At 31.2% G+C, this 19,699-nt stretch carries 19 protein-coding genes and 2 pseudogenes; 10 read left to right on the top strand and 11 right to left on the bottom strand.

Annotated features, from left to right (window positions below; genetic code table 11):
• Positions 1-42: 42 nt before the first annotated feature.
• Both AC0L3M_RS02390 and AC0L3M_RS02385 read right to left on the bottom strand, forming a co-directional pair.
• Entirely contained in the window at positions 43-675 is a 633-nt protein-coding gene (locus AC0L3M_RS02390; protein ID WP_145001399.1) for a Crp/Fnr family transcriptional regulator, read from the bottom strand.
• 43 nt (positions 676-718) lie between these two features.
• Complete coding sequence (locus AC0L3M_RS02385) at positions 719-1,492, bottom strand: M90 family metallopeptidase (RefSeq protein ID WP_473431695.1); 774 nt, start codon at positions 1,490-1,492, stop codon at positions 719-721.
• Between the two features lie 102 nt (positions 1,493-1,594).
• On the opposite strand from AC0L3M_RS02385, the gene AC0L3M_RS02380 reads away from it, so the two are divergent.
• From AC0L3M_RS02380 to AC0L3M_RS02340, 9 genes and pseudogenes are all read left to right on the top strand, one after another.
• Positions 1,595-2,254, top strand: a complete 660-nt coding sequence (locus AC0L3M_RS02380) for an HAD family hydrolase (RefSeq protein WP_473431694.1) — start codon at positions 1,595-1,597, stop codon at positions 2,252-2,254.
• Between the two features lie 85 nt (positions 2,255-2,339).
• A pseudogene (gene hemN / locus AC0L3M_RS02375) lies at positions 2,340-3,703 on the top strand (oxygen-independent coproporphyrinogen III oxidase).
• Between the two features lie 86 nt (positions 3,704-3,789).
• The gene (locus AC0L3M_RS02370) at positions 3,790-4,626 is read left to right on the top strand and encodes a universal stress protein (protein WP_145001391.1); all 837 of its coding nucleotides are present in this window, start codon (positions 3,790-3,792) and stop codon (positions 4,624-4,626) included.
• A gap of 137 nt (positions 4,627-4,763) precedes the next feature.
• Positions 4,764-5,597 carry a universal stress protein gene (locus AC0L3M_RS02365; RefSeq protein ID WP_473431693.1) on the top strand — a complete coding sequence of 278 codons (834 nt, stop codon included), beginning with the start codon at positions 4,764-4,766 and terminating at the stop codon, positions 5,595-5,597.
• 3 nt (positions 5,598-5,600) lie between these two features.
• Positions 5,601-6,413: an ATP cone domain-containing protein gene (locus AC0L3M_RS02360; protein ID WP_473431692.1), complete on the top strand. Its 813-nt coding sequence runs from the start codon at positions 5,601-5,603 to the stop codon at positions 6,411-6,413.
• 36 nt (positions 6,414-6,449) lie between these two features.
• Positions 6,450-7,823 (top strand): MBL fold metallo-hydrolase RNA specificity domain-containing protein, encoded by a 1,374-nt coding sequence (locus AC0L3M_RS02355; protein WP_473431691.1) that lies wholly within the window; start codon positions 6,450-6,452, stop codon positions 7,821-7,823.
• 259 nt (positions 7,824-8,082) lie between these two features.
• Positions 8,083-8,526 (top strand): hypothetical protein, encoded by a 444-nt coding sequence (locus tag AC0L3M_RS02350; protein WP_145001383.1) that lies wholly within the window; start codon positions 8,083-8,085, stop codon positions 8,524-8,526.
• 1 nt (position 8,527) lies between these two features.
• A complete protein-coding gene (locus AC0L3M_RS02345; RefSeq protein WP_473431690.1) occupies positions 8,528-8,710 on the top strand; it encodes a hypothetical protein in 183 nt (60 codons plus the stop codon).
• A gap of 86 nt (positions 8,711-8,796) precedes the next feature.
• A complete protein-coding gene (locus AC0L3M_RS02340) occupies positions 8,797-9,162 on the top strand; it encodes a hypothetical protein (RefSeq protein ID WP_473431689.1) in 366 nt (121 codons plus the stop codon).
• A 25-nt stretch (positions 9,163-9,187) separates the two neighbouring features.
• On the opposite strand, the gene AC0L3M_RS02335 is transcribed toward AC0L3M_RS02340, so the two are convergent.
• The 9 genes and pseudogenes from AC0L3M_RS02335 to AC0L3M_RS02295 form a co-directional block, all read right to left on the bottom strand.
• The gene (locus tag AC0L3M_RS02335; RefSeq protein WP_473431688.1) at positions 9,188-10,012 is read right to left on the bottom strand and encodes a universal stress protein; all 825 of its coding nucleotides are present in this window, start codon (positions 10,010-10,012) and stop codon (positions 9,188-9,190) included.
• A 126-nt stretch (positions 10,013-10,138) separates the two neighbouring features.
• The gene (locus tag AC0L3M_RS02330; RefSeq protein ID WP_473431687.1) at positions 10,139-10,840 is read right to left on the bottom strand and encodes a sulfite exporter TauE/SafE family protein; all 702 of its coding nucleotides are present in this window, start codon (positions 10,838-10,840) and stop codon (positions 10,139-10,141) included.
• Positions 10,840-11,286 (bottom strand): FixH family protein, encoded by a 447-nt coding sequence (locus tag AC0L3M_RS02325; protein WP_145001374.1) that lies wholly within the window; start codon positions 11,284-11,286, stop codon positions 10,840-10,842. Before AC0L3M_RS02325 ends, AC0L3M_RS02330 begins: the two co-directional genes overlap by 1 nt.
• 12 nt (positions 11,287-11,298) lie before the next feature.
• Positions 11,299-12,721, bottom strand: a pseudogene (gene ccoG, locus AC0L3M_RS02320) (cytochrome c oxidase accessory protein CcoG).
• Positions 12,722-12,731: 10 nt separating this feature from the next.
• On the bottom strand, positions 12,732-13,694 hold the full coding sequence (locus tag AC0L3M_RS02315; RefSeq protein ID WP_473431686.1) for a cbb3-type cytochrome c oxidase N-terminal domain-containing protein: 963 nt from the start codon (positions 13,692-13,694) through the stop codon (positions 12,732-12,734).
• Positions 13,691-13,882 (bottom strand): CcoQ/FixQ family Cbb3-type cytochrome c oxidase assembly chaperone, encoded by a 192-nt coding sequence (locus AC0L3M_RS02310; protein ID WP_145001367.1) that lies wholly within the window; start codon positions 13,880-13,882, stop codon positions 13,691-13,693. Before AC0L3M_RS02310 ends, AC0L3M_RS02315 begins: the two co-directional genes overlap by 4 nt.
• A 6-nt stretch (positions 13,883-13,888) precedes the next feature.
• Complete coding sequence (ccoN, locus tag AC0L3M_RS02305) at positions 13,889-16,084, bottom strand: cytochrome-c oxidase, cbb3-type subunit I (protein ID WP_473431685.1); 2,196 nt, start codon at positions 16,082-16,084, stop codon at positions 13,889-13,891.
• Positions 16,056-16,289 carry a cbb3-type cytochrome oxidase assembly protein CcoS gene (gene ccoS / locus AC0L3M_RS02300; protein ID WP_473431684.1) on the bottom strand — a complete coding sequence of 78 codons (234 nt, stop codon included), beginning with the start codon at positions 16,287-16,289 and terminating at the stop codon, positions 16,056-16,058. The genes ccoN and ccoS overlap by 29 nt, the downstream gene beginning before the upstream one ends.
• A gap of 182 nt (positions 16,290-16,471) precedes the next feature.
• Positions 16,472-18,844, bottom strand: a complete 2,373-nt coding sequence (locus tag AC0L3M_RS02295) for a heavy metal translocating P-type ATPase (RefSeq protein WP_473431683.1) — start codon at positions 18,842-18,844, stop codon at positions 16,472-16,474.
• A 51-nt stretch (positions 18,845-18,895) separates the two neighbouring features.
• Between AC0L3M_RS02295 and AC0L3M_RS02290 the strand changes: the two genes are divergently transcribed.
• Positions 18,896-19,630, top strand: coding sequence for a Crp/Fnr family transcriptional regulator (locus AC0L3M_RS02290; RefSeq protein ID WP_473431682.1), 735 nt, complete (start codon positions 18,896-18,898; stop codon positions 19,628-19,630).
• Positions 19,631-19,699: the final 69 nt, after the last annotated feature.

Raw genomic sequence — 19,699 nt, 5'->3', positions numbered from 1 at the left:
CTTAAAATTTATATAGGAGATGGTTTGTAACAGTTGTTACGCTTATAAATCTAAAACCTTAATATTGTTTCTGTGCAATTCAATTTTACCATCAATTTCTAGTGTTTTTAGTAATCTTGAAATTACCACACGCGACGTATGCAAATCTCTAGCAATTTGTTGATGTGTCACATGGATTAACTCGTTATGATTGACCATTGCTTTGTCTTTTAGGTATTTAAATAAACGCTCGTCCATTTTTAAAAAAGCTATGGTGTCTATAGCTTCTAGCAACTCTGACATACGATTATGATAACTTTGTAAGACAAATTTTTGCCAAGTCTTATATTTACCTAACCACTCTTCCATTTTAGCAACAGGTATCATTATTAACTTAGTATCTGTTTCTGCTATGGCTCTGATTTCGCTTTTAGAATTTCCTAAACAACAAGATAATGTCATTGCACACGTATCTCCTTGCTCTATAAAATAAAGGATTAACTCATCACCATCTTCATCTTCTCTTAAAATTTTAATCGCTCCACTAACTAAAAGTGGCATTGTTTTTATGTAGTCACCAATTTCAATTAATTTAAATCCTTCAGGAATATCTTTATAAGTACCAACATTATTAATTTCTTGAATTAATTCATCTTCAAATAAATATCCGTAATGCTGTTGTAACTCTTCTAACATGGTTTGTTTTTTGTAATTGTAAAGTTAACTAATTTGAATTAATTTAACTTTGTTTTGGTTGTTGAAAACATAACGACAACATCTTATATAACTCAGGATGCTTTTGTTTAAATAACTTAGGACGTTCAAAAAAATACTCGGAAGCTACAGCAAAAAACTCAGCTTGACTTGTTCCTCCATACTTTCTAATATCAGAAGTATCGTTATTTATGTTTTCCATTTCGGTATGCATTAACTCTAACCAAGGTTGTATATATTCTTTACCTAAAAAATATTCAGGCACACCATCCGTTTCTCCATCCATTTTATCCAATAAATGGACAAATTCATGGACAGGTGTATTATGCTTATCTGTTTTATTATTAAAGGCTAAACGAATTGCTTTTTTGGATAAAATCATTTGTTTTTCATACCTACCTGTACCTACCATTCCTAAAATTTTTCTGTTTTTATCGATATCAGAAAATTGCAAATCTTCATTAAAACTGTCTGGATACACTATAATACCTGATAGGTTATTATAACTCCATTCTTTAAATCCAAAAACAGGAATAATAGCACTAGACGCAATTAGTAATTTATCAGTTTCATCAATTGTTGTATTTACACCATCAATATTTATTTCGGTTAAAAAAAGCGCTATTCGTTTTTTAAACACGTCTTGATTTGCTTTAGATAACTTTTTATAAAATAAAACCTTTTCTAATAGTATGGCGTGCCAATGTTTTGGAATTTGTTTTACTGTCCTTGGCCTCATTAGCACAAAAGCGTAAACTATAAACCCAATAAAAATTATAAAAACAATGGTGTAAATCATATTTTAAAAGTGTTGTCGCAAAATATTGTAATTATAATAGACTAAAAAATATATCTATGGTAAAAAACCACATATTAAGTATCTTCGCAAAAAACAAAACGTATGTTAAAAGCTGTGTTATTTGATATGGATGGTGTTATTGTTGACACCGAACCTTTACATAAAAAAGCCTACTTTAAAATGTTTGATCATTTTAAAATTGAAGTATCAGAGGCGTTGTATGAGTCTACTACAGGACAATCTACAATTAATGTTTGTAAACGTATGTGTGACCTATTTAAACTAGACAATGCGCCTGAGGAGTTAGTGCAATATAAACGTGATATATTTGTAAATCTTTTTCATAGTGATCCAAGTTTACAACTTATTGATGGTGTGTTGGATATAATACAAGACTATCATAGTAATGGATTAACCTTAGTTTTAGCTTCTTCGGCATCTATGCTAACTATAAATAATGTTTTTAAACGTTTTGATTTAGACCAATATTTTAAAGCTAAAATAAGTGGTGCAGAATTAAAAGCCTCAAAACCACATCCCGAAATATTTGAAAAAGCAGCACAATTAGCTGGTCATTTACAGCAACACTGTATAGTTATTGAAGACTCTACCAATGGTATTAAAGCAGCAAAAGCTGCAGGAAGCTATTGTATTGGTTATGATAGTTTTCATTCTAAAAACCAAGATTATACACAAGCAGATTTAGTTGTATCTCACTTTAAGGACATAAAGTATAACAAAATATACAATATTCTAAACTAAAACTAAAGCTTTACGACCTGTATGACATATGTCATATTTTAAAAGGCACAAGCCCATTAACTTTGACTTATCAAATAGTTAAAATATGTGCTTGTCTTTAGTTAATAAATATAATGTTGCTGGACCTAGATATACTAGTTATCCTACTGTTCCTTATTGGGATTTAGATACTTTTTCATTAAAAGAATGGAAACTAAGCCTTAAAAAAGCTTTTGACGAAAGCAACAGTACTGAAGGTATTAGCTTATACATACACTTACCTTTTTGCGAGAGTCTTTGTACGTTTTGCGGTTGTAATAAACGTATCACTAAACGTCATGATGTAGAGTTACCTTATATAAATGCAGTTTTAAAAGAATGGCAATTATACTGTGATTTATTGGGCGATAAACCTGTAATTAAAGAGCTGCATCTTGGTGGTGGAACACCTACTTTTTTTGATTCTGAAAATTTAAAAATTTTAATCAATGGTATTAAATACAAAGCTAAACTAGCAGATAATTACGAGTTTAGTTTTGAAGGTCACCCTAACAATACCACAAAAACACATTTACAAACGTTATTTGATTTAGGATTTAGACGTGTCAGTTTTGGAGTGCAAGACTACAACCCTATTGTACAAAAAGCCATACACAGATTTCAACCCTTTGAAAACGTAAAAAAAGTTACAGAATTAGCCAGAACAATAGGTTACACCTCTATTGGTCATGACATTATATTTGGTTTACCTTTTCAAACGGAAGCACATGTCGAAGACACCATAAAAAAACAAAACAATTATTGCCAGATCGTATTGCTTTTTATAGTTACGCACATGTCCCTTGGATAAAAGGAAATGGACAAAGAGGTTATAAAGACAGTGATTTACCAACACCAAGTATAAAACAAAACCAATATCAATTAGGTAAAAAACTATTAGCACAAGCAGGATATCATGATATTGGAATGGATCATTTTGCACTTAAAACAGATGGTTTGTATCAAGCAAGTCAAACCGAAACTATGCATCGCAATTTTATGGGTTATACAGCCTCAAAAACTAAAGTGATGATAGGGTTAGGTGTCTCATCTATTAGTGACAGTTGGTATGCTTTTGCACAAAACGTAAAAGGTATCGAAGAATATTATCATTTAATTGAAAACAACAGTATTCCTGTTTTTAGAGGACACATGTTATCCTCTGAAGATTTAATTATTAGACAGCACATTTTAAATTTAATGTGCCACTTTAAAACCAATTGGATGGCTAATAATTTATATTTTGAAGACATACCAGAAGTCCTATTAAAGCTTAAAGAAATGCAAGACGATGGTTTATTAAACATAGAATTAAATCAAATTTTTATTACAGAAAAAGGAAAACCGTTTGTTAGAAATATATGTATGGCTTTTGATTTGCTTTTACAGCGAAACAAACCAGAAACGCAATTATTTTCCATGACCATTTAGACTGTTAATTAATTTATAAAAGCTCGATAATTACCAACACAATCGATAACTTTAAAACATAAAACACAACCTTTAAAACTATCAATATGAAAAAAATAATAGTACCAGTAGACTTCTCTGAACATTCAAAATATGCTTTAGAATCAGCAGCTATATTGGCAAAAAAATATAATGCAGAAATATTTGCATTACACATGTTAGAAATTTCTGAAACCATCTTAACCCAAGGTGAAGCTGATATCCAATCAGAAACTATTTTCTTTTTAAAATTAGCCGAAAATAGATTTACAGAATTTTTAGATCAAGACTTTTTAAAAGATGTAAAAGTAACACCTGTAGTTAAACACTTTAAAGTTTTTAGTGAAGTAAACGATGTCGCTAAAGAACATAATGCAGACTTAATAGTTATGGGTTCTCATGGTAGTAGTGGTTTAAAAGAAATTTTTGTGGGCTCAAATACCGAAAAAGTAGTACGTCATGCAGAAATACCTGTACTTGTTGTTAAAAACAAACCAACAACTTTAAGTTTTGATAATGTTGTATTTGCTTCAGATTTTTCTGATGGAACAGTCACTCCGTATTTAAATGCTTCTAAGTTATTTGAAACTTTAGGTTCAAACTTACATTTAGTATATATCAATACTCCAGGAGATAACTTTAGTAGCACCTCTGAAATGGAAAAAACGGTTGCTAACTTTTTACAAAAAGCAGATGGTAATTTAGATAAATTATCAGAAGTACAGTTTATATCTGATTACTCAGTAGAAAAAGGAGTCTTAAATTACGCAAATGTTTCTGGTGCAGACGCTATAGCTGTTGCTACACATGGTCGTACTGGATTTACACACTTTTTATCAGGAAGTATCTCTGAAGACATTGCAAATCATGCTGCATTGCCTGTAGTCACTTTCCGTATTAAATAAATATTTTTTTTAGTTAGTTATATTAAGGGTATTAAAATGAATTATCATTTTAATACCCTTTTTTTGTAAAACTAATATATATCATATCCTATAAGATTTATATCAAATATCTTTAAGTAAACCTAAAACTTAAGGATATGAAACATATCTTACTACCTACTGATTTTTCTGATAATTCATGGAGTGCTATAGTTTACGCTGTAAAATTGTATAAATACGAAGTTTGTACATTTTACTTATTACATGCTAATCCGTTAACTGCATCTTCCCTATCCAATTTGTCAGATGTATATTTAAAAAACACCATACAGCAGTGTAAACGACAACTAGAAGAAGTTAAAGACCAAATAGAATCTAGTGATGCAAATGCTAATCACAGCTTTAAGACTGTTCTAAAATTAATTGATTTACAAGTTGCAGTAAAAGCACATATTGCAGAAAACCCAATAGACTTAATTATCATGGGTACAAAAGGTGCTTCAAGAAACAAACAACTGTTTTTTGGTAGTAATACAACGCGATTAGTTAACACCATTAAAGTATGCCCAATTTTAATTATACCTGATCAATATGATTATAAACCCTTAAAACAAATCGTTTTCTCTACAGATTTAAATAGGTTTTATACCGATTTAGAAATTAAAACTATCAATGATTTTACTTACGACAACAATGCCACCTTAAGGGTTGTAAACATTCAGGTTAATGATAACTTGGCACCTTTACAACAATATAATTTATCCATATTAAAAAAAGGACTTCAAGGTTTTAAAACGCATTACCATTCGGTACCCAATTATAACAAAAAAGCTGAGATCATAAATACATTTATACAAGATTTAAATATCGACTTACTTATTATGGTCAATTATAAACATAGTATAATGGAACGTTTTTTAAACGAACCTGTTATAAAAAAAATAGGCTTTAATCCCTCTATTCCTTTTTTAGTTATTCCAGATAACCAATAAAATATGACAAGACAAGACCTTTATATAAAAAAATCCTCCGGAGAACACGTTAAGTTTTCTATAGATAAACTTAAAAATTCTTTAATAAAATCTGGAGCAGACAAAGCATTAGCCCAAAAAATCACATCAAATGTTAGAGATGAGTTATACCAAGGGATATCTACTAAAGAAATTTACAATCGTGCTTTTGCTATGCTTAAGGCGACCAAAAGTCACTTGGCGTCTAAATACAAATTAAAAAAAGCTATTTATGAGTTAGGCCCTACGGGATTTCCGTTTGAACGTTATGTAGCAGCCATTTTAGAAGCCTCAGGTTATACAACTAAAGTTGGCGAGATTATTAATGGAAAATGTGTGAAGCATGAGGTCGATATTTTGGCAACAAAAGCCAATAATACTGTACTTGTCGAGTGCAAATTTCATGGTGAAGCTGGATTAAATTGCAATGTAAAAATACCGTTGTATATCTATTCTAGATTTCAGGATATTCAACTTAACTGGAATATCAAATATCACTCAAACACAACTATGACACAAGGTTGGGTAGTCACAAACACAAGATTTACAGAGGATGCAAAAACATATGGTAATTGTATTGGTTTACACTTATTAAGCTGGGATTACCCTTTAAATAATGGGTTAAAAGAGCGTATCGATCAATTAAAACTTTACCCTATTACAACATCCACATTATTAACTAAAAGAGAAAAACAGTTTTTATTAAACAGAGAGGTTGTCCTTTGCAAAGATTTATTAAATGACGCCTTTTATTTAGATCATTTAGGCGTCTCTGAAATACGTAAAAAAGAATTTTAAACGAAATTAAGTTACTATGTAATACCAAATAAAGCTATGAATAATCACGTTAACATTACCTTTTTAGGAGGAGCAAAAACAGTAACTGGATCCAAATATTTAATTGAAGCTTTTAAAACTTCAATATTAATAGATTGTGGATTGTTTCAAGGCTTAAAAGATTTACGACTTTTAAATTGGCAACCACTACCAATAGATGTGGCTTCCATACAAACTATATTATTAACTCATGGACATCTAGACCATGTTGGTTATTTACCTAGACTAATAAAACAAGGGTTTAAAGGCACTATAATTGGTACTGCTCCAACTTTGGCTATAGCCAAAATTATTTTAAAAGATAGCGCAAAAATAAACGAAGAAGAAGCCAAAAAGGCTAATGCAGAAAACTACACTAAACATAATCCAGCACTACCTTTTTATACGCAAAAAGAGGTAGAACAAATTGTGGCTAAATTTGAGGTACAAACCCAAGACAAATGGATTAGTATTAATAATCACATATCCTTTAGGTTTAATTATAATGGTCATATAATAGGTTCAACATTTATAGAATTAGATATTGATGGAAAACGCTTTGTATTTTCTGGAGATATAGGTAAAACAAATGATTATTTACTTAGCGACCCAAAACGTCCTGATAATGCAGACTATTTATTTATAGAAAGTACTTATGGAGATAAACTACATCCTAAAGAGGCTATTGAAGAAAAACTAACTGACATAATCAAACAAACCATAAACGATAGAGGTAATTTAATTATCCCAAGTTTTGCGGTTGAACGTTTACAGATGTTAATGTTTATTTTATTTAAATTATATCAAAAAAATAAAATTCCAAACATTCCAATATTTGTAGATAGCCCAATGGGAAACAATGTGTTAGAGGTTTTTAAAAAATTTCCAAAGTGGCATAAATTGTCAGCATCAGATTATGAGGCTATGTGTAATCATATTAATATTATTACCTCTTATGCAGATACCTGGAAAACCATAGATGATCCACGCTCTAAAATAATTATAGCAGGAAGTGGTATGGTAACAGGAGGACGCGTATTAACTTATTTGCAACAATTAATAGATCATGACAACACCACCATTTTACTTGTAGGTTACCAAGCAGAAGGTACCAGAGGACGCTTATTAAAAGAAGGCACACATGAGGTTAAATTTTATGGTAAATATTACCCTGTTAAAGCAAAAGTAAAACATATTGATAGTTTGTCTGCTCATGCAGATCAATCAGGTTTATTGGATTGGCTAAGTGCTATTAAAAATACACCAAAAGCCATTTATTTAGTCCATGGAGAGGCAACTGCACAACAAGCCTTTCATGTTAAATTAAAAGATATTTATGGATGGGACAGTTATTGTCCAGCGTTAAATGAAGTGATTAAAATAAAATTGTAAGCTGTTAGTTACATGATATATATCATAGTTTAAGACTAACAATAATAGTACCTTTAACTATAGAAAATAATAACTGAGTAGTAAGAGATTGCAATAATTAATACCACGACACGCTATTAATCAACAACAAAAATTATTTTTTTGTTAAACGGTTTACTAAGTCAAAGTAATACCAAAAAGTGGTACGTAAAGTTGTAATCAATAAACAGGAAGTTGACAATGTTATACTTCCTGTTTTTTTTAAAACAATAATTAAATTATGAAATCAGAAAAGAAAACCAAAATTGTAGAATGGTATAGTGCTGAAAGAATGCATAACATGTCTAAAACATGGTTATCAGAACTTAACTTTATAAAGGATGAACAAATCTTTTTAGAAGAATTACTGACCGATTATACACATAAAATAATTGAGGCAGAAATATTAGATAGAGCCAAAATAGTAACCACTGCTTTACTTAGAACTACCAGAGGTAATCAACTACTTATTAACGACTTAACAAAGCATGAAAAAGAATTAAGTTTAATGGTGGACGGTAAGGATGAAATAGAAAAAGAAGAACAATATAAAGAAGACCATAGAACGTTGACTAAGACACTGAGTTCCTTTTTTTACGACTATAAAGCGGTTAAGTTTGAAGTTTTTGAATTGGTAAAAAGACTAATGAAAACAGACAAAGACGAACACTTATTAAATAAATAATATGAAAAAAACATTACTTATATTATTACTTATATCTCTATATGCATGTGATAGCACGCAATTAAGAGAGCGTTGGATTAGTCCAGACGTCAACGATTACACATTACAAAAAGTTTTTATTGTGGCATTATCAAACAATCAAACTGCTAAATCACAATTTGAAAAAAATTACAAAAACAATTAATCGCTAGAGGGATTGATGCTTCTGTTAGCTTAGATAAGTTTGAAGCAGATTTTTTAGAATCAGAAAAAACTGATGCAGAATTAAAAGTGTTAGAAAATCAATTAATTGAGGAAGGTTTTGATGCTGTAATTTTTACTAAAGTAGCCGGAATAAAAAACAAAATTCAATACAAGAAAGACTATTCTAATTTTGATAAAAATCACAAAAAATTTAATGACGATTTTTTAATGTATCAAGATCAGGTTTTTAATCCGGATGCTTATAAAGAATATCAAGTGTATAATGCCGAAACGTCTGTGTATTGTCTATGTCCTACAAAAGACCGCACACTAATATGGAAAGGATATATTGACATTGTAGATCCAGAAAACATTGACCAAACAGTAAATGATTACTCTAAACTATTAACATTAGTCTTAGAAAACGATGGTATTATTCCTGAAATAGAATAAATACTTTTTAAACACACGCCTATTATTAGTCGTGTAATACAAATAAAGGAACACTAGCTATTTTACTATGTTTTGTTATTGGAGATCCCATAAACAAACGTTCTAAAAAGCTAGTTTTTTGTATTATAAACACTTCAAAGTCTATGGTGTTAGTTTGCAAATAAGTATCCACTACATGATGCATAGGTACACTAATAACTTGATGATAAATAAAATTATTTGTGTGCAATAGTTCGTTTAATAATTTCAAATCTTCTTGGTCTGAAGTTGCAGTTTCGGTTATTCGTAAAACATGATATTTGCTTGTACTCTTGTCCACTAGGTTCACGATTTGTTGCACTCTTTTTTCGTTTAAAACATCCTTATCATCTAACGGAAGTAAAACCGTTTCTGGTTTAGTAAACTTAAAGTGTTTAGGCACAACTAATGTTGGACAAGATACATTACGTATAACATGTAATGTATGACTTCCAAAAACAACCTCATCTGCTCCAGTCACACCATTTGTTCCCATTACGACTAAATCTATAGCGTTTTGTGTGATTATTTGATTGACTGCATCTGTAAATACATCGTAATCAATATGAGTTAAAAATGCGTGTCTATCGTTTTTATATTTTAAATGAAGTGCTGTAGCTAAATCCTCTAAATCTTCTTTAGGTGACTTTACTATGGAAGCATATAAGTTGGCATTACCAGTAGTCATTAAATCTGCAGATGTAAATGCTGATGCTTTATGTATATATACTAAATGAAACTGTGCGGTTTTAGATTTCAGTAATTGTAATGTATAATCTATAGCATTTTTTGAGCTTTCTGAAAAGTCTGTAAGTAATAAAACATTCTGCATTATAAAACTGATATTAAATTAATTAGCGTATTGTAATTTACAAAATAATAGTTAATATTATTTATGAAATTAAGTTTAAGTTGGCTTGGCTTTATTTCCGCGAAAGCGATAAATTTAAACGTTTTATTAATGGCAATCAATTGCACTATTAACCATCTGTACCACTGGACTTGGAGAGATATATGGAATACCTAATCCTAGTCCACGCAAAATAAATAAAGCACCAATTACTATTACAAATACTGGAATTGCTTTTTGGATGCGTTGTTTGACTTGTGCGTTTAAAAATTTACCTAAATAAATTGCTGTAGTCATTAATGGGATGGTACCTAAACCAAAAAAAGCCATGTACAAACTGCCTTGCCAAGCATTACCTGCAGCTATGGCTCCAAAAACTGCCATATATACTAAACCACATGGTAAAAAACCATTTAAAAATCCTATGGTTAAAAAGGTGTCTGCTGTTTTCTTTTTTAAGGCTTGACCCATTTGTTTTTTTACAAAGCCAACTGCTTTATAAATAGGCTTAACTATATAATTTTGTCCTAATTTTTTATAGGGAAAAAGGATTACCACTATCATTAAAACTCCTATTACGATAGATAATTTTTGTTGTAATCCAAAAATATATAAGCTTTTACCAATGACACCAAATATTAAACCAATGATGCTATAAGCTAATATACGTCCAAAATGATAAGCCGTAATTTGAGTTATTTTTTTAAAAGAATTACTTCTATCTACAGGCAGCATAAAAGCAATAGGACCACACATACCTACGCAGTGAAAACTTCCTAATAAACCAAATATGAGCGCTGTAAGTAACATTAATACAAGACGTCTTGTTTATACATGTAATTTGTACCTTTGTAATTCCAATCTATTTTAATGTTCCAACGACCATCTAACATACGTTTGTCAGGTATGAGCAAATTGTGATTAGACAACAAAATTGTGGTTTCGAAATCTAGTTGTTTGTTAGATGGTCTATATAGGAACACTTTACCTTTAATATTACTAAAGTCTAACTCTGAAGGAAAACTAATTAGCATACCTTCTGGTGTTTTTTTCCAGGTTATTTTAGAGTCAAGCTCTTTAGATTTTTTCTCTTTATTAATATCGTTTTGATACTCTAATTCTTGTTTGTAGTAATTATCATTAACCAAATCATGATCCAGATTTTTATCTGTATTCATGGCTATAACAAAATACATTATAAAGCTTATAAATAGTATAAATGCTATCACTACTCCTGTTCCCCAATTTAATTTCATTTTCTAATCTGTTTAATTGTAGCTTCTAGGTCCTAAGAAGTTAACTGTTGTAGTTTCGATTAATTTTGTATCACTATACACCTCTATGGTTAGCTTAGTTTTATCCTCTTTTAAAGCACTTTGATCAAGCTCTATAAATAAAGTTCCTTCAGCCAAACCTTGTGCTGGTACTAAAAAGCTGTTATCTGTAGATACTAACTTAATGGTTCCTTTATACTTTTTAAGTTTAAAGTTTACATTATCAATAGCCTGAGTTGTTTTATTTACAAGTTTATAGGTAAAAACATTACTTATTATATTATCAGCTTTATGCTCGAATAATTGACCTGGCAGCCTTAAAACACGTGCTTCTACATCGTTTCGTAACTGTAACATTGCAATTAAAACACCTGTTAATATAAATAAGACAACAACATAGGCTTTAAGTCTTAATGTAAATTTAAAAGGTTCTTTCTTTTCAATATTATTTTCACTTGCATAACGTATAAGTCCTTTAGGCAAGCCTACTTTTTCCATTATATCATCACACTCGTCTATACAAGCGGTACAGTTTACACACTCTAATTGTGTACCGTTTCTAATATCAATTCCTGTTGGACATACATGTACACATTGCATACAATCGATACAGTCTCCATGACCAAGTGCTTCTCTATCTTCGTTTTTTCTAAACTTTTTACGTCCATTCTCACCTTCTCCACGTTTATGGTCATAGGCAACAATAATAGATTGATTGTCTAATAATACACCTTGTAAACGTCCATAAGGACAAGCGATTATACAAACTTGCTCTCTAAACCAAGAAAATACAAAGTAAAATAATCCTGTAAAAATTAGCAACGGAAATAAAGTACTTAAATGCTTAAATGGTCCTTCTGTTATGTAATTTAATAGCTTATCACTACCTATTAAATAAGCTAAAAAGACATTAGCTATTAAAAAAGAAATGATAACAAAAATGGTATGTTTTAAAACACGTTTTCTGATTTTTTCTGGTGTCCATTTGGTTCTCTTTAATTTCATTTGAGCACCTCTGTCACCATCAATCCAGTATTCGATACGTCTAAAAACCATTTCTAAAAATGGTTTGTGGACAAATCCATCCACAAAATATACGACCAAATGCAACTGTAAATACAGTAATGAAGATAACACCAATAATCATTGAGATTACAAATAGGTGAAAATCTTGAGGCCAAAACGGAAAACCAAAAATATTAAAACGTCTTTCTAATACATTAAATAGTAAAAACTGGTTACCATTAATTTTAACAAATGGAGCTGCAAATAAAAAGGCTAAAAGAACATAACTTACTATTTTCCTATAATCGTAAAACTTTCCGCTTGGCTTTTTTGGAAATACCCAAGCACGTTTACCGTCTTCGTTTATAGTTGCTATTGAGTCTCTAAAACTCTCGTTATCTGGAGCTTCCATTGTATATGTATTAATTGTTCATTGAAACAGATTTCTCTACTTCTAAAACGTCTGTATCTTTTATTTCTGTTGGTATTTGCAAATCTTCTGCACCTTCTGGTTGCCAAAGATCACCTTCTGCCTCTTTAGGATTAGCAGGCGTTGTACCTTGTAAAGACAACACATAACTTGCTACTTGTGCCATTTCTACTGGTTTTAAATCTTTTTTCCAAGACACCATACCTTTACCAGAACGTCCACCTTCAGAGATTGTCTGGAATACATTTTTTATGCTTCCACCCAAAATCCAATGCTTATCTGTTAGGTTTGGTCCAATTCCTCCTCCACCATCTGCCATGTGACAAGCGATACAGTTTTCTGTAAATATTTTTTTACCGTTTTGTAAGTCTAAAGCATCTGTTAATAAAACTACTGAATTAACATCCACTAAGTTTTTAGCAGTTTTTTTGTATGCTTCAATTTCAATTTTTGCTTGTGCATACTCATTATCTAACTCTTCATATTGTGTGTCTGATGATCCTGTAACATGAAAATTAAACAAGTAGATTACAGCAAATACCATAGATGCGTACCATGAGTATAACCACCATGGTGGTAAGTTATTATCTAGCTCTTTAATACCATCGTAGTTATGGTCTAAAATAATTTCGTGCTCTTCCTCGATTGGTTTTTCATCACCTTTAAGTTTAGCATAAACAGCCTTTAACTTAGTAAATTGAGGGACTTTAGTTTGACTAGCTATATAGCGTTGTTTACCTGCTTCATCTAAACTTTGAAATAGTACGTTTTCAATAGAGCCTACAATCCCTTCTATTGCAATTAGTATCACTAAAACAAGTAATAAAAATAACATGATTATTGGATACTCTAAAAAAGCTGGTTTGTCTCCTGAGTCTACAAAAAACTCTACTAATCCAAAAATAATAAAGAATACAGCTGGTACTCTGACGTATGATGGAATTAAATGTCTCATAATTCGGTTTCGTTTTGGTTATCTAAGTCTAATGGTAAATTACTTACAGTGGTGATGTAGTCTTTTTTAGCGGTAATTACCCACCAAAAAAGGACTACAAAAAAACCAAAGAATATAAGTAATGAAAATATTGGATATATCTCTACACCTGCAATACTGTCTAAATGATTTTTTACAAATTTTAACATGACGTTCTATTTTTGTACTGTTGTTTCTTCTACTGTGTCTACTTTTATATCTGTACCTAAACGTTGTAAGTAAGCTATAACAGCTACAATTTCACGATTACGCATTTCAACAAAATCTGCTCCTCCGTTTTTCTTGCTATCTTCATAAGCTTTTGCAAAATCAGGATCACTATAAAGATTTTTTTCAATTTGCGTTCCTTGTTCTAACATTTGCGCTTGTGCATTTGCAATATCTTCTTCTGTATATGGTACACCTAGTTTTACCATAACTTCCATCTTAGCCTCAATTTGAGACTTATCTAAAGTGTTGTCAATTAGCCATTTGTAAGCTGGCATAATAGAACCTGAAGAGGTACTTTGTGGATCATACATATGGTTAAAGTGCCAGTTGTCGTTATACTTACCTCCTACTCGATGTAAATCTGGACCTGTACGCTTACTTCCCCATAAAAATGGATGGTCATATACAAACTCTCCTGCTTTACTATATTCTCCGTATCGCTCTACTTCACTTCTAAATGGTCTAACCATTTGTGAGTGACATCCAACACAACCTTCACGTATATATATATCACGACCTTCTAACTCTAATGGAGAGTATGGTTTAACACTACTAATAGTTGGTATATTAGATTTAACCATAATTGTTGGTACAATTTGTACAATACCTCCAATTAAAATAGCGATAGTTGCTCCAATAGTTAATCTTATTGGCTTACGCTCTAACCATGTGTGCCATCCTTCTCCAGATACACGTTTTTTAGATACACGTTGTAACGCAGCAGCTTCTGCTAATTCATCCTCAACAATACTACCTTTTCTAATAGTTGCAATAACGTTAAAGACTAAGATTAACATTCCTGTTAAGTATAGCGTACCACCTATTGCACGCATCCAATACATTGGTATAATCTCTGATACAGTTTCTAAAAAGTTACCATATTTTAAGTTTCCATCAGGATTAAACTGCTTCCACATACTAGCTTGTGTAAAACCTGCTACATACATTGGTAAGGCATACATAATAATACCTAAAGTTCCTATCCAAAAATGTAGATTTGCTAATGCTAATGAGTATAATTTTGTTTTAAATAATTTTGGTACTAAATAGTAAATCATACCAAATGTTAAAAACCCATTCCACGCTAATGCTCCAACGTGCACGTGTGCAATAATCCAATCTGTAAAGTGTGCAATTGCATTTACGTTTTTAAGGGATAACATTGGACCTTCAAATGTTGCCATACCATAACCAGTAATTGCAACAACCATAAATTTAAGTACTGGATCAACACGTACTTTATCCCAAGCACCACGAAGCGTTAATAATCCGTTTATCATTCCTCCCCAAGAAGGCATTAATAACATTACAGAAAATGCAACTCCTAAATTTTGAGCCCATTCTGGTAACGCTGTATATAATAAATGGTGTGGTCCAGCCCAAATGTATATAAAGATTAACGACCAAAAGTGTACAATAGATAGTCTGTATGAATACACAGGTCTATTAGCAGCTTTAGGTACAAAGTAATACATCAAACCTAAAAACGGTGTTGTTAAGAAAAAGGCAACCGCATTATGTCCATACCACCATTGTACTAAGGCATCTTGTACACCTGCGTAAACCGAGTAACTCTTCATACCAGTTAAACTAACAGGTAACTCTAAACTATTAAAAATATGTAATACTGCAACAGTAACAAACGTAGCGATGTAAAACCAGATAGCAACATATAAGTGACGTTGACGACGCTTTAACATTGTACCAATAAGGTTTGCACCAAAAGCAACCCAAATTAAGGCAATAGCAATATCAAAAGGCCATTCTAACTCGGCATACTCTTTAGATGTCGAATAACCTAAAGGTAACGTAATGGCAGCTCCAACAATTATTAATTGCCATCCCCAAAAATTAATATTACTTAACAAGTCGCTAAACATTCTAGCTTTAAGTAAACGTTGTGTCGAGTAATACACTCCTGCAAATATAGCGTTACCCACAAACGCGAAAATCACCGCATTGGTGTGTAATGGTCTTAAACGACCAAAGCTAAGCCATGAAATCCCATCTGTCATATTTGGGAATAAAAACATAAACGCTAAAAGGAGTCCTACAAGCATACCAACAACTCCCCAGAGTATAGTAGCGTAAAGAAACTTTTTAACAATCTTGTTATCGTAATAAAATTGCTGCATTTCCATAATTAATTGTGATTAGTCTTATTTTTGATTTTAGTTTTTTTATTGTTTTAACTGGCGTTTTAACCAATTCGTCTTCAAAAAGCATTCTTACAGATGGTGTGTAACCATCATCAAATTGTCCATTTTTAACAGCCATTATAAACGCTGTAAAAAACACAATCGCGATAATTATGCTTACTGTTAGTAAAATATATATAACACTCATACCTATTAGAAGTTATGCTACAAAAGTAATTTAGTAGGCTTGTTTAAAAGATGACATTTATCATGTTTAACCAAGTTTTGAACTTAATTTCAAAAATTTTTTAAGATTTTATTAAGATTTTTTTCGCTTTCGCGGAAAACTTGCAACACGTAATAACACTAAGCAAAAAATTGAAATAAACTTTACTTTATTTTACGTCCAATCCAATTGGTTGCAAGTGTTGTAAATAGGACTATACTAATCGAGCTTAAAGGCATTAAAATAGCTGCAATTACAGGAGCTAGCTGTCCTGTTACTGCAAAATACAAACCAATAACATTGTAGAATAATGATAATAAAAAACTCCATTTTATAATCTTTATAGCACTTTTAGAAGCCTTTATATATTGATACAATTGGTTAAACTTTGTAGCATCCAATATAGCATCACAAGCAGGAGAAAACACATTAACATTTTCTGAAATCGCGATACCAACATTACTTTGTGCCAAAGCACCTGCATCGTTTAAACCGTCTCCAACCATTAGTACTTTTGCACCTTCGGATTGATGGTATTTAATATACTCTAACTTATCATCTGGCTTCTGATTAAATAGCATTTTTGTTTTAGCAGGCAATAGTTTTTTAAGGTTTTCTAATTCACCTTCATTATCTCCAGACAAGATGACCAAATCAAAGTGCTTTTTAAGTTTGTTAAACAACTTAGACAAGCCTTTACGGTAACTATTATAAAATGTATATTTTCCTTTGTAACCTTTATTTGTACTAATATGTACTGCAGTATTTAAAACTGTACTATCGTTGTTAAAACCTACAAATTTAGCCGAACCTATTTTTATATTTTGGGTCGCATGAGACGCCTCAATACCTTGCCCTAAATGTTCTTCAAAATAATCTAAGGTTACAATATCATTATCTTTTAAAATATCATACAACCCTCTACTTAAAGGATGGTTTGAGCCTCTTAAGGTATTTTTCAATAATACTTCCTCATCTAAACTTAATGGCACACCTTCATATTTTGCATCACTTTTTTTATTAGACGTGATGGTTCCTGTTTTATCAAAAATAACAGTATCGATATGTGCTAACTGTTCTAAAACAGAAGCGTTTTTAAGATAAAATTTCTTTTTTCCAAAAATGCGTAACAAATTACCAAAAGTAAAAGGAGCTGCTAAAGCAATTGCACATGGACAAGCTATAATTAATACTGCTGTAAAGACATTTAAAGCTTTACTGCTATCCGCAAACATCCAATATGCAGTAGCTATAAAGGCAATACTTAAAACAGCAATTGTAAAACGTTTACTAATCGCATTGGTTAGGGTTGTAAAACCATCTTCCTTATTTTTACTAAAAACATCGTTACTCCATAATTGTGTCAAGTAACTTTGTTCTACAGATTTTATGGCCTCCATTTCTATGACGCCAGAGGTTTGTTTACCTCCAGCAAATAACTTGTCGCCAGAAATTTTCTTAACCGTTTCAGACTCACCTGTTACAAAGCTGTAATCTATTCTTGCGTTTCCGTTAATTAGTATACCATCGACAGGAATTAACTCGTGATTTCTAATTAATAATCGGTCTCCTTTTTTTATGTCATATACCTGAACTGGCACTTCTTCATTATTAAAAATTTTAGTAACTGCTATTGGAAAATACGATTTGTAATCGCGCTCAAAAGACAAAAACGAATAGGTTTTTTGCTGAAAAAACTTTCCTAATAATAAAAAGAAAACTAATCCTGTTAAACTATCAAAAAAACCAGAACCTATGTCAAAAATGATTTCGGAAGTACTTCTTAAAAACAAAACAACAACACCTAATGCAATAGGAATATCTATATTTAATATTCTTGTTTTGATGGCTTTAAAAGCCGAAATAAAATAATCTTGAGCTGCATAAAACACGACTGGTAATGAAAAAGCAAACATAATCCATCTAAAGACATGCTTGTATTGCTCCAACCAAAACTCATTTACCTCAAAATATTCAGGAAATGATAGAAACATCACATTTCCAAAAGCAAAACCTGCAACACCTAATTTATAAATTAAACTACGATTGACGTTTTCTTGTCCTGTTTTATAATCGTCCAAACTAATGTAAGGCTCATATCCAACAGAGCTTAATAGAAGGACCAATTGTTTTAGTGAAAATGCTGTGGTATTATATGAAACGCGTACTGTTTTTTTACCAAAATTGACTTGTGATAAAGAAATTGCTGGATTAAGTTTATTAAGATTTTCTAAAATCCATATACACGAACTGCAATGAATATGCGGAATATAAAGTGTAACTATTTGAGTTTTACCATCGTCAAACGCTACTAACTTTTCTATAATTTTATCTTGCGATAAAAAATCGTACTTCCCTTCTATCTCCTTTGGTATTGCTCCTGGAGACGATTGCAAGTCGTAGTAACACGTTAAGTCGCTTTCGGACAGTATTTCATAAACTGTTTTACAACCTTGACAACAAAAGGGTTTATCCTCTATTAGTATTGTTGTATCTGTACAATTATCGCCACAATGATAACATACTTTTGATTCCATAATTTGCTCTTTTACCTGTAACAAAGGTTACACTTTGACATCAATTATTATATGATATTTGTCATATCAGGTATTGTATACTTTTGGTATACTGCAACAAAATTAGGTATGAGTAAATGTGAACAATGTATTGTCAGGCAATTTAATAGTTTAAACACACTAACTAGAGATGAATTGGTGCGAGTATCTGCTTGCAAAACTGGACGAGTAGTAAAAAAAGGTGACATAATTTTTAGAGAAGGCGAAGCTTTAAATGGCATATATTGCATTAGGGAAGGCGTTTGTAAACTGACTAAATTAAGTGAAAATGGTAAAGATCAAGTCGTCAAATTATCTGTAAAAGGTGGTATGATGGGACAACGTTCCTTGGTTAGTAATGAAAGTTCAAACTTAACTGCTGTTGCCTTAAATGATATGCAAATTTGTTTTATACCCAAACAAGAAATATTAGAGGATTTACAGAAAAATGTAAACTTTTCTATGGATCTTTTAAAACGAATGGCTCAGGATTTAAGAGATGCAGATGATAGTCTTGTGGATATGGCCCAAAAAACAGTAAAGCAACGTTTAGCTGAAACTTTATTGTACGTAAAAAACAAATTTGATAATGATGCAGATGGTTATTTAGCCTTAACGCTATCTAGAGATGATTATGCCAGTATTGTTGGTACAGCAACAGAAAGTGCTATTAGGATTTTGTCTCAATTTAAAAAGGAAGGTATAATTAGTACTAAAGGAAAACAAATCAAAATTGAAGATGAGCAGGCTTTAAAACGTGTGGAGTAAAATAAAAATCAAATTATAAAAAAAGGATGTCAATAATGACATCCTTTTTTTATTTAAGGTAATTTAAAC

This window comes from Olleya sp. KJ81-1, assembly GCF_055808135.1.
Note: the sequence above shows the minus strand (reverse complement) of the source record. Positions and strands in the feature narration are given on the sequence as shown.

Bases quoted from the DNA above. Each gene is read 5' to 3' on its own strand.
- AC0L3M_RS02390 (WP_145001399.1), bottom strand. From the start codon at position 675: ATGTTAGAAGAGTTACAACAGCATTACGGATATTTATTTGAAGATGAA.
- AC0L3M_RS02385 (WP_473431695.1), bottom strand. From the start codon at position 1,492: ATGATTTACACCATTGTTTTTATAATTTTTATTGGGTTTATAGTTTAC.
- AC0L3M_RS02380 (WP_473431694.1), top strand. From the start codon at position 1,595: ATGTTAAAAGCTGTGTTATTTGATATGGATGGTGTTATTGTTGACACC.
- AC0L3M_RS02370 (WP_145001391.1), top strand. From the start codon at position 3,790: ATGAAAAAAATAATAGTACCAGTAGACTTCTCTGAACATTCAAAATAT.
- AC0L3M_RS02365 (WP_473431693.1), top strand. From the start codon at position 4,764: ATGAAACATATCTTACTACCTACTGATTTTTCTGATAATTCATGGAGT.
- AC0L3M_RS02360 (WP_473431692.1), top strand. From the start codon at position 5,601: ATGACAAGACAAGACCTTTATATAAAAAAATCCTCCGGAGAACACGTT.
- AC0L3M_RS02355 (WP_473431691.1), top strand. From the start codon at position 6,450: ATGAATAATCACGTTAACATTACCTTTTTAGGAGGAGCAAAAACAGTA.
- AC0L3M_RS02350 (WP_145001383.1), top strand. From the start codon at position 8,083: ATGAAATCAGAAAAGAAAACCAAAATTGTAGAATGGTATAGTGCTGAA.
- AC0L3M_RS02345 (WP_473431690.1), top strand. From the start codon at position 8,528: ATGAAAAAAACATTACTTATATTATTACTTATATCTCTATATGCATGT.
- AC0L3M_RS02335 (WP_473431688.1), bottom strand. From the start codon at position 10,012: ATGCAGAATGTTTTATTACTTACAGACTTTTCAGAAAGCTCAAAAAAT.
- AC0L3M_RS02330 (WP_473431687.1), bottom strand. From the start codon at position 10,840: ATGTTACTTACAGCGCTCATATTTGGTTTATTAGGAAGTTTTCACTGC.
- AC0L3M_RS02325 (WP_145001374.1), bottom strand. From the start codon at position 11,286: ATGAAATTAAATTGGGGAACAGGAGTAGTGATAGCATTTATACTATTT.
- AC0L3M_RS02315 (WP_473431686.1), bottom strand. From the start codon at position 13,694: ATGAGACATTTAATTCCATCATACGTCAGAGTACCAGCTGTATTCTTT.
- AC0L3M_RS02310 (WP_145001367.1), bottom strand. From the start codon at position 13,882: ATGTTAAAATTTGTAAAAAATCATTTAGACAGTATTGCAGGTGTAGAG.
- ccoN (WP_473431685.1), bottom strand. From the start codon at position 16,084: ATGGAAATGCAGCAATTTTATTACGATAACAAGATTGTTAAAAAGTTT.
- ccoS (WP_473431684.1), bottom strand. From the start codon at position 16,289: ATGAGTGTTATATATATTTTACTAACAGTAAGCATAATTATCGCGATT.
- AC0L3M_RS02295 (WP_473431683.1), bottom strand. From the start codon at position 18,844: ATGGAATCAAAAGTATGTTATCATTGTGGCGATAATTGTACAGATACA.
- AC0L3M_RS02290 (WP_473431682.1), top strand. From the start codon at position 18,896: ATGATATTTGTCATATCAGGTATTGTATACTTTTGGTATACTGCAACA.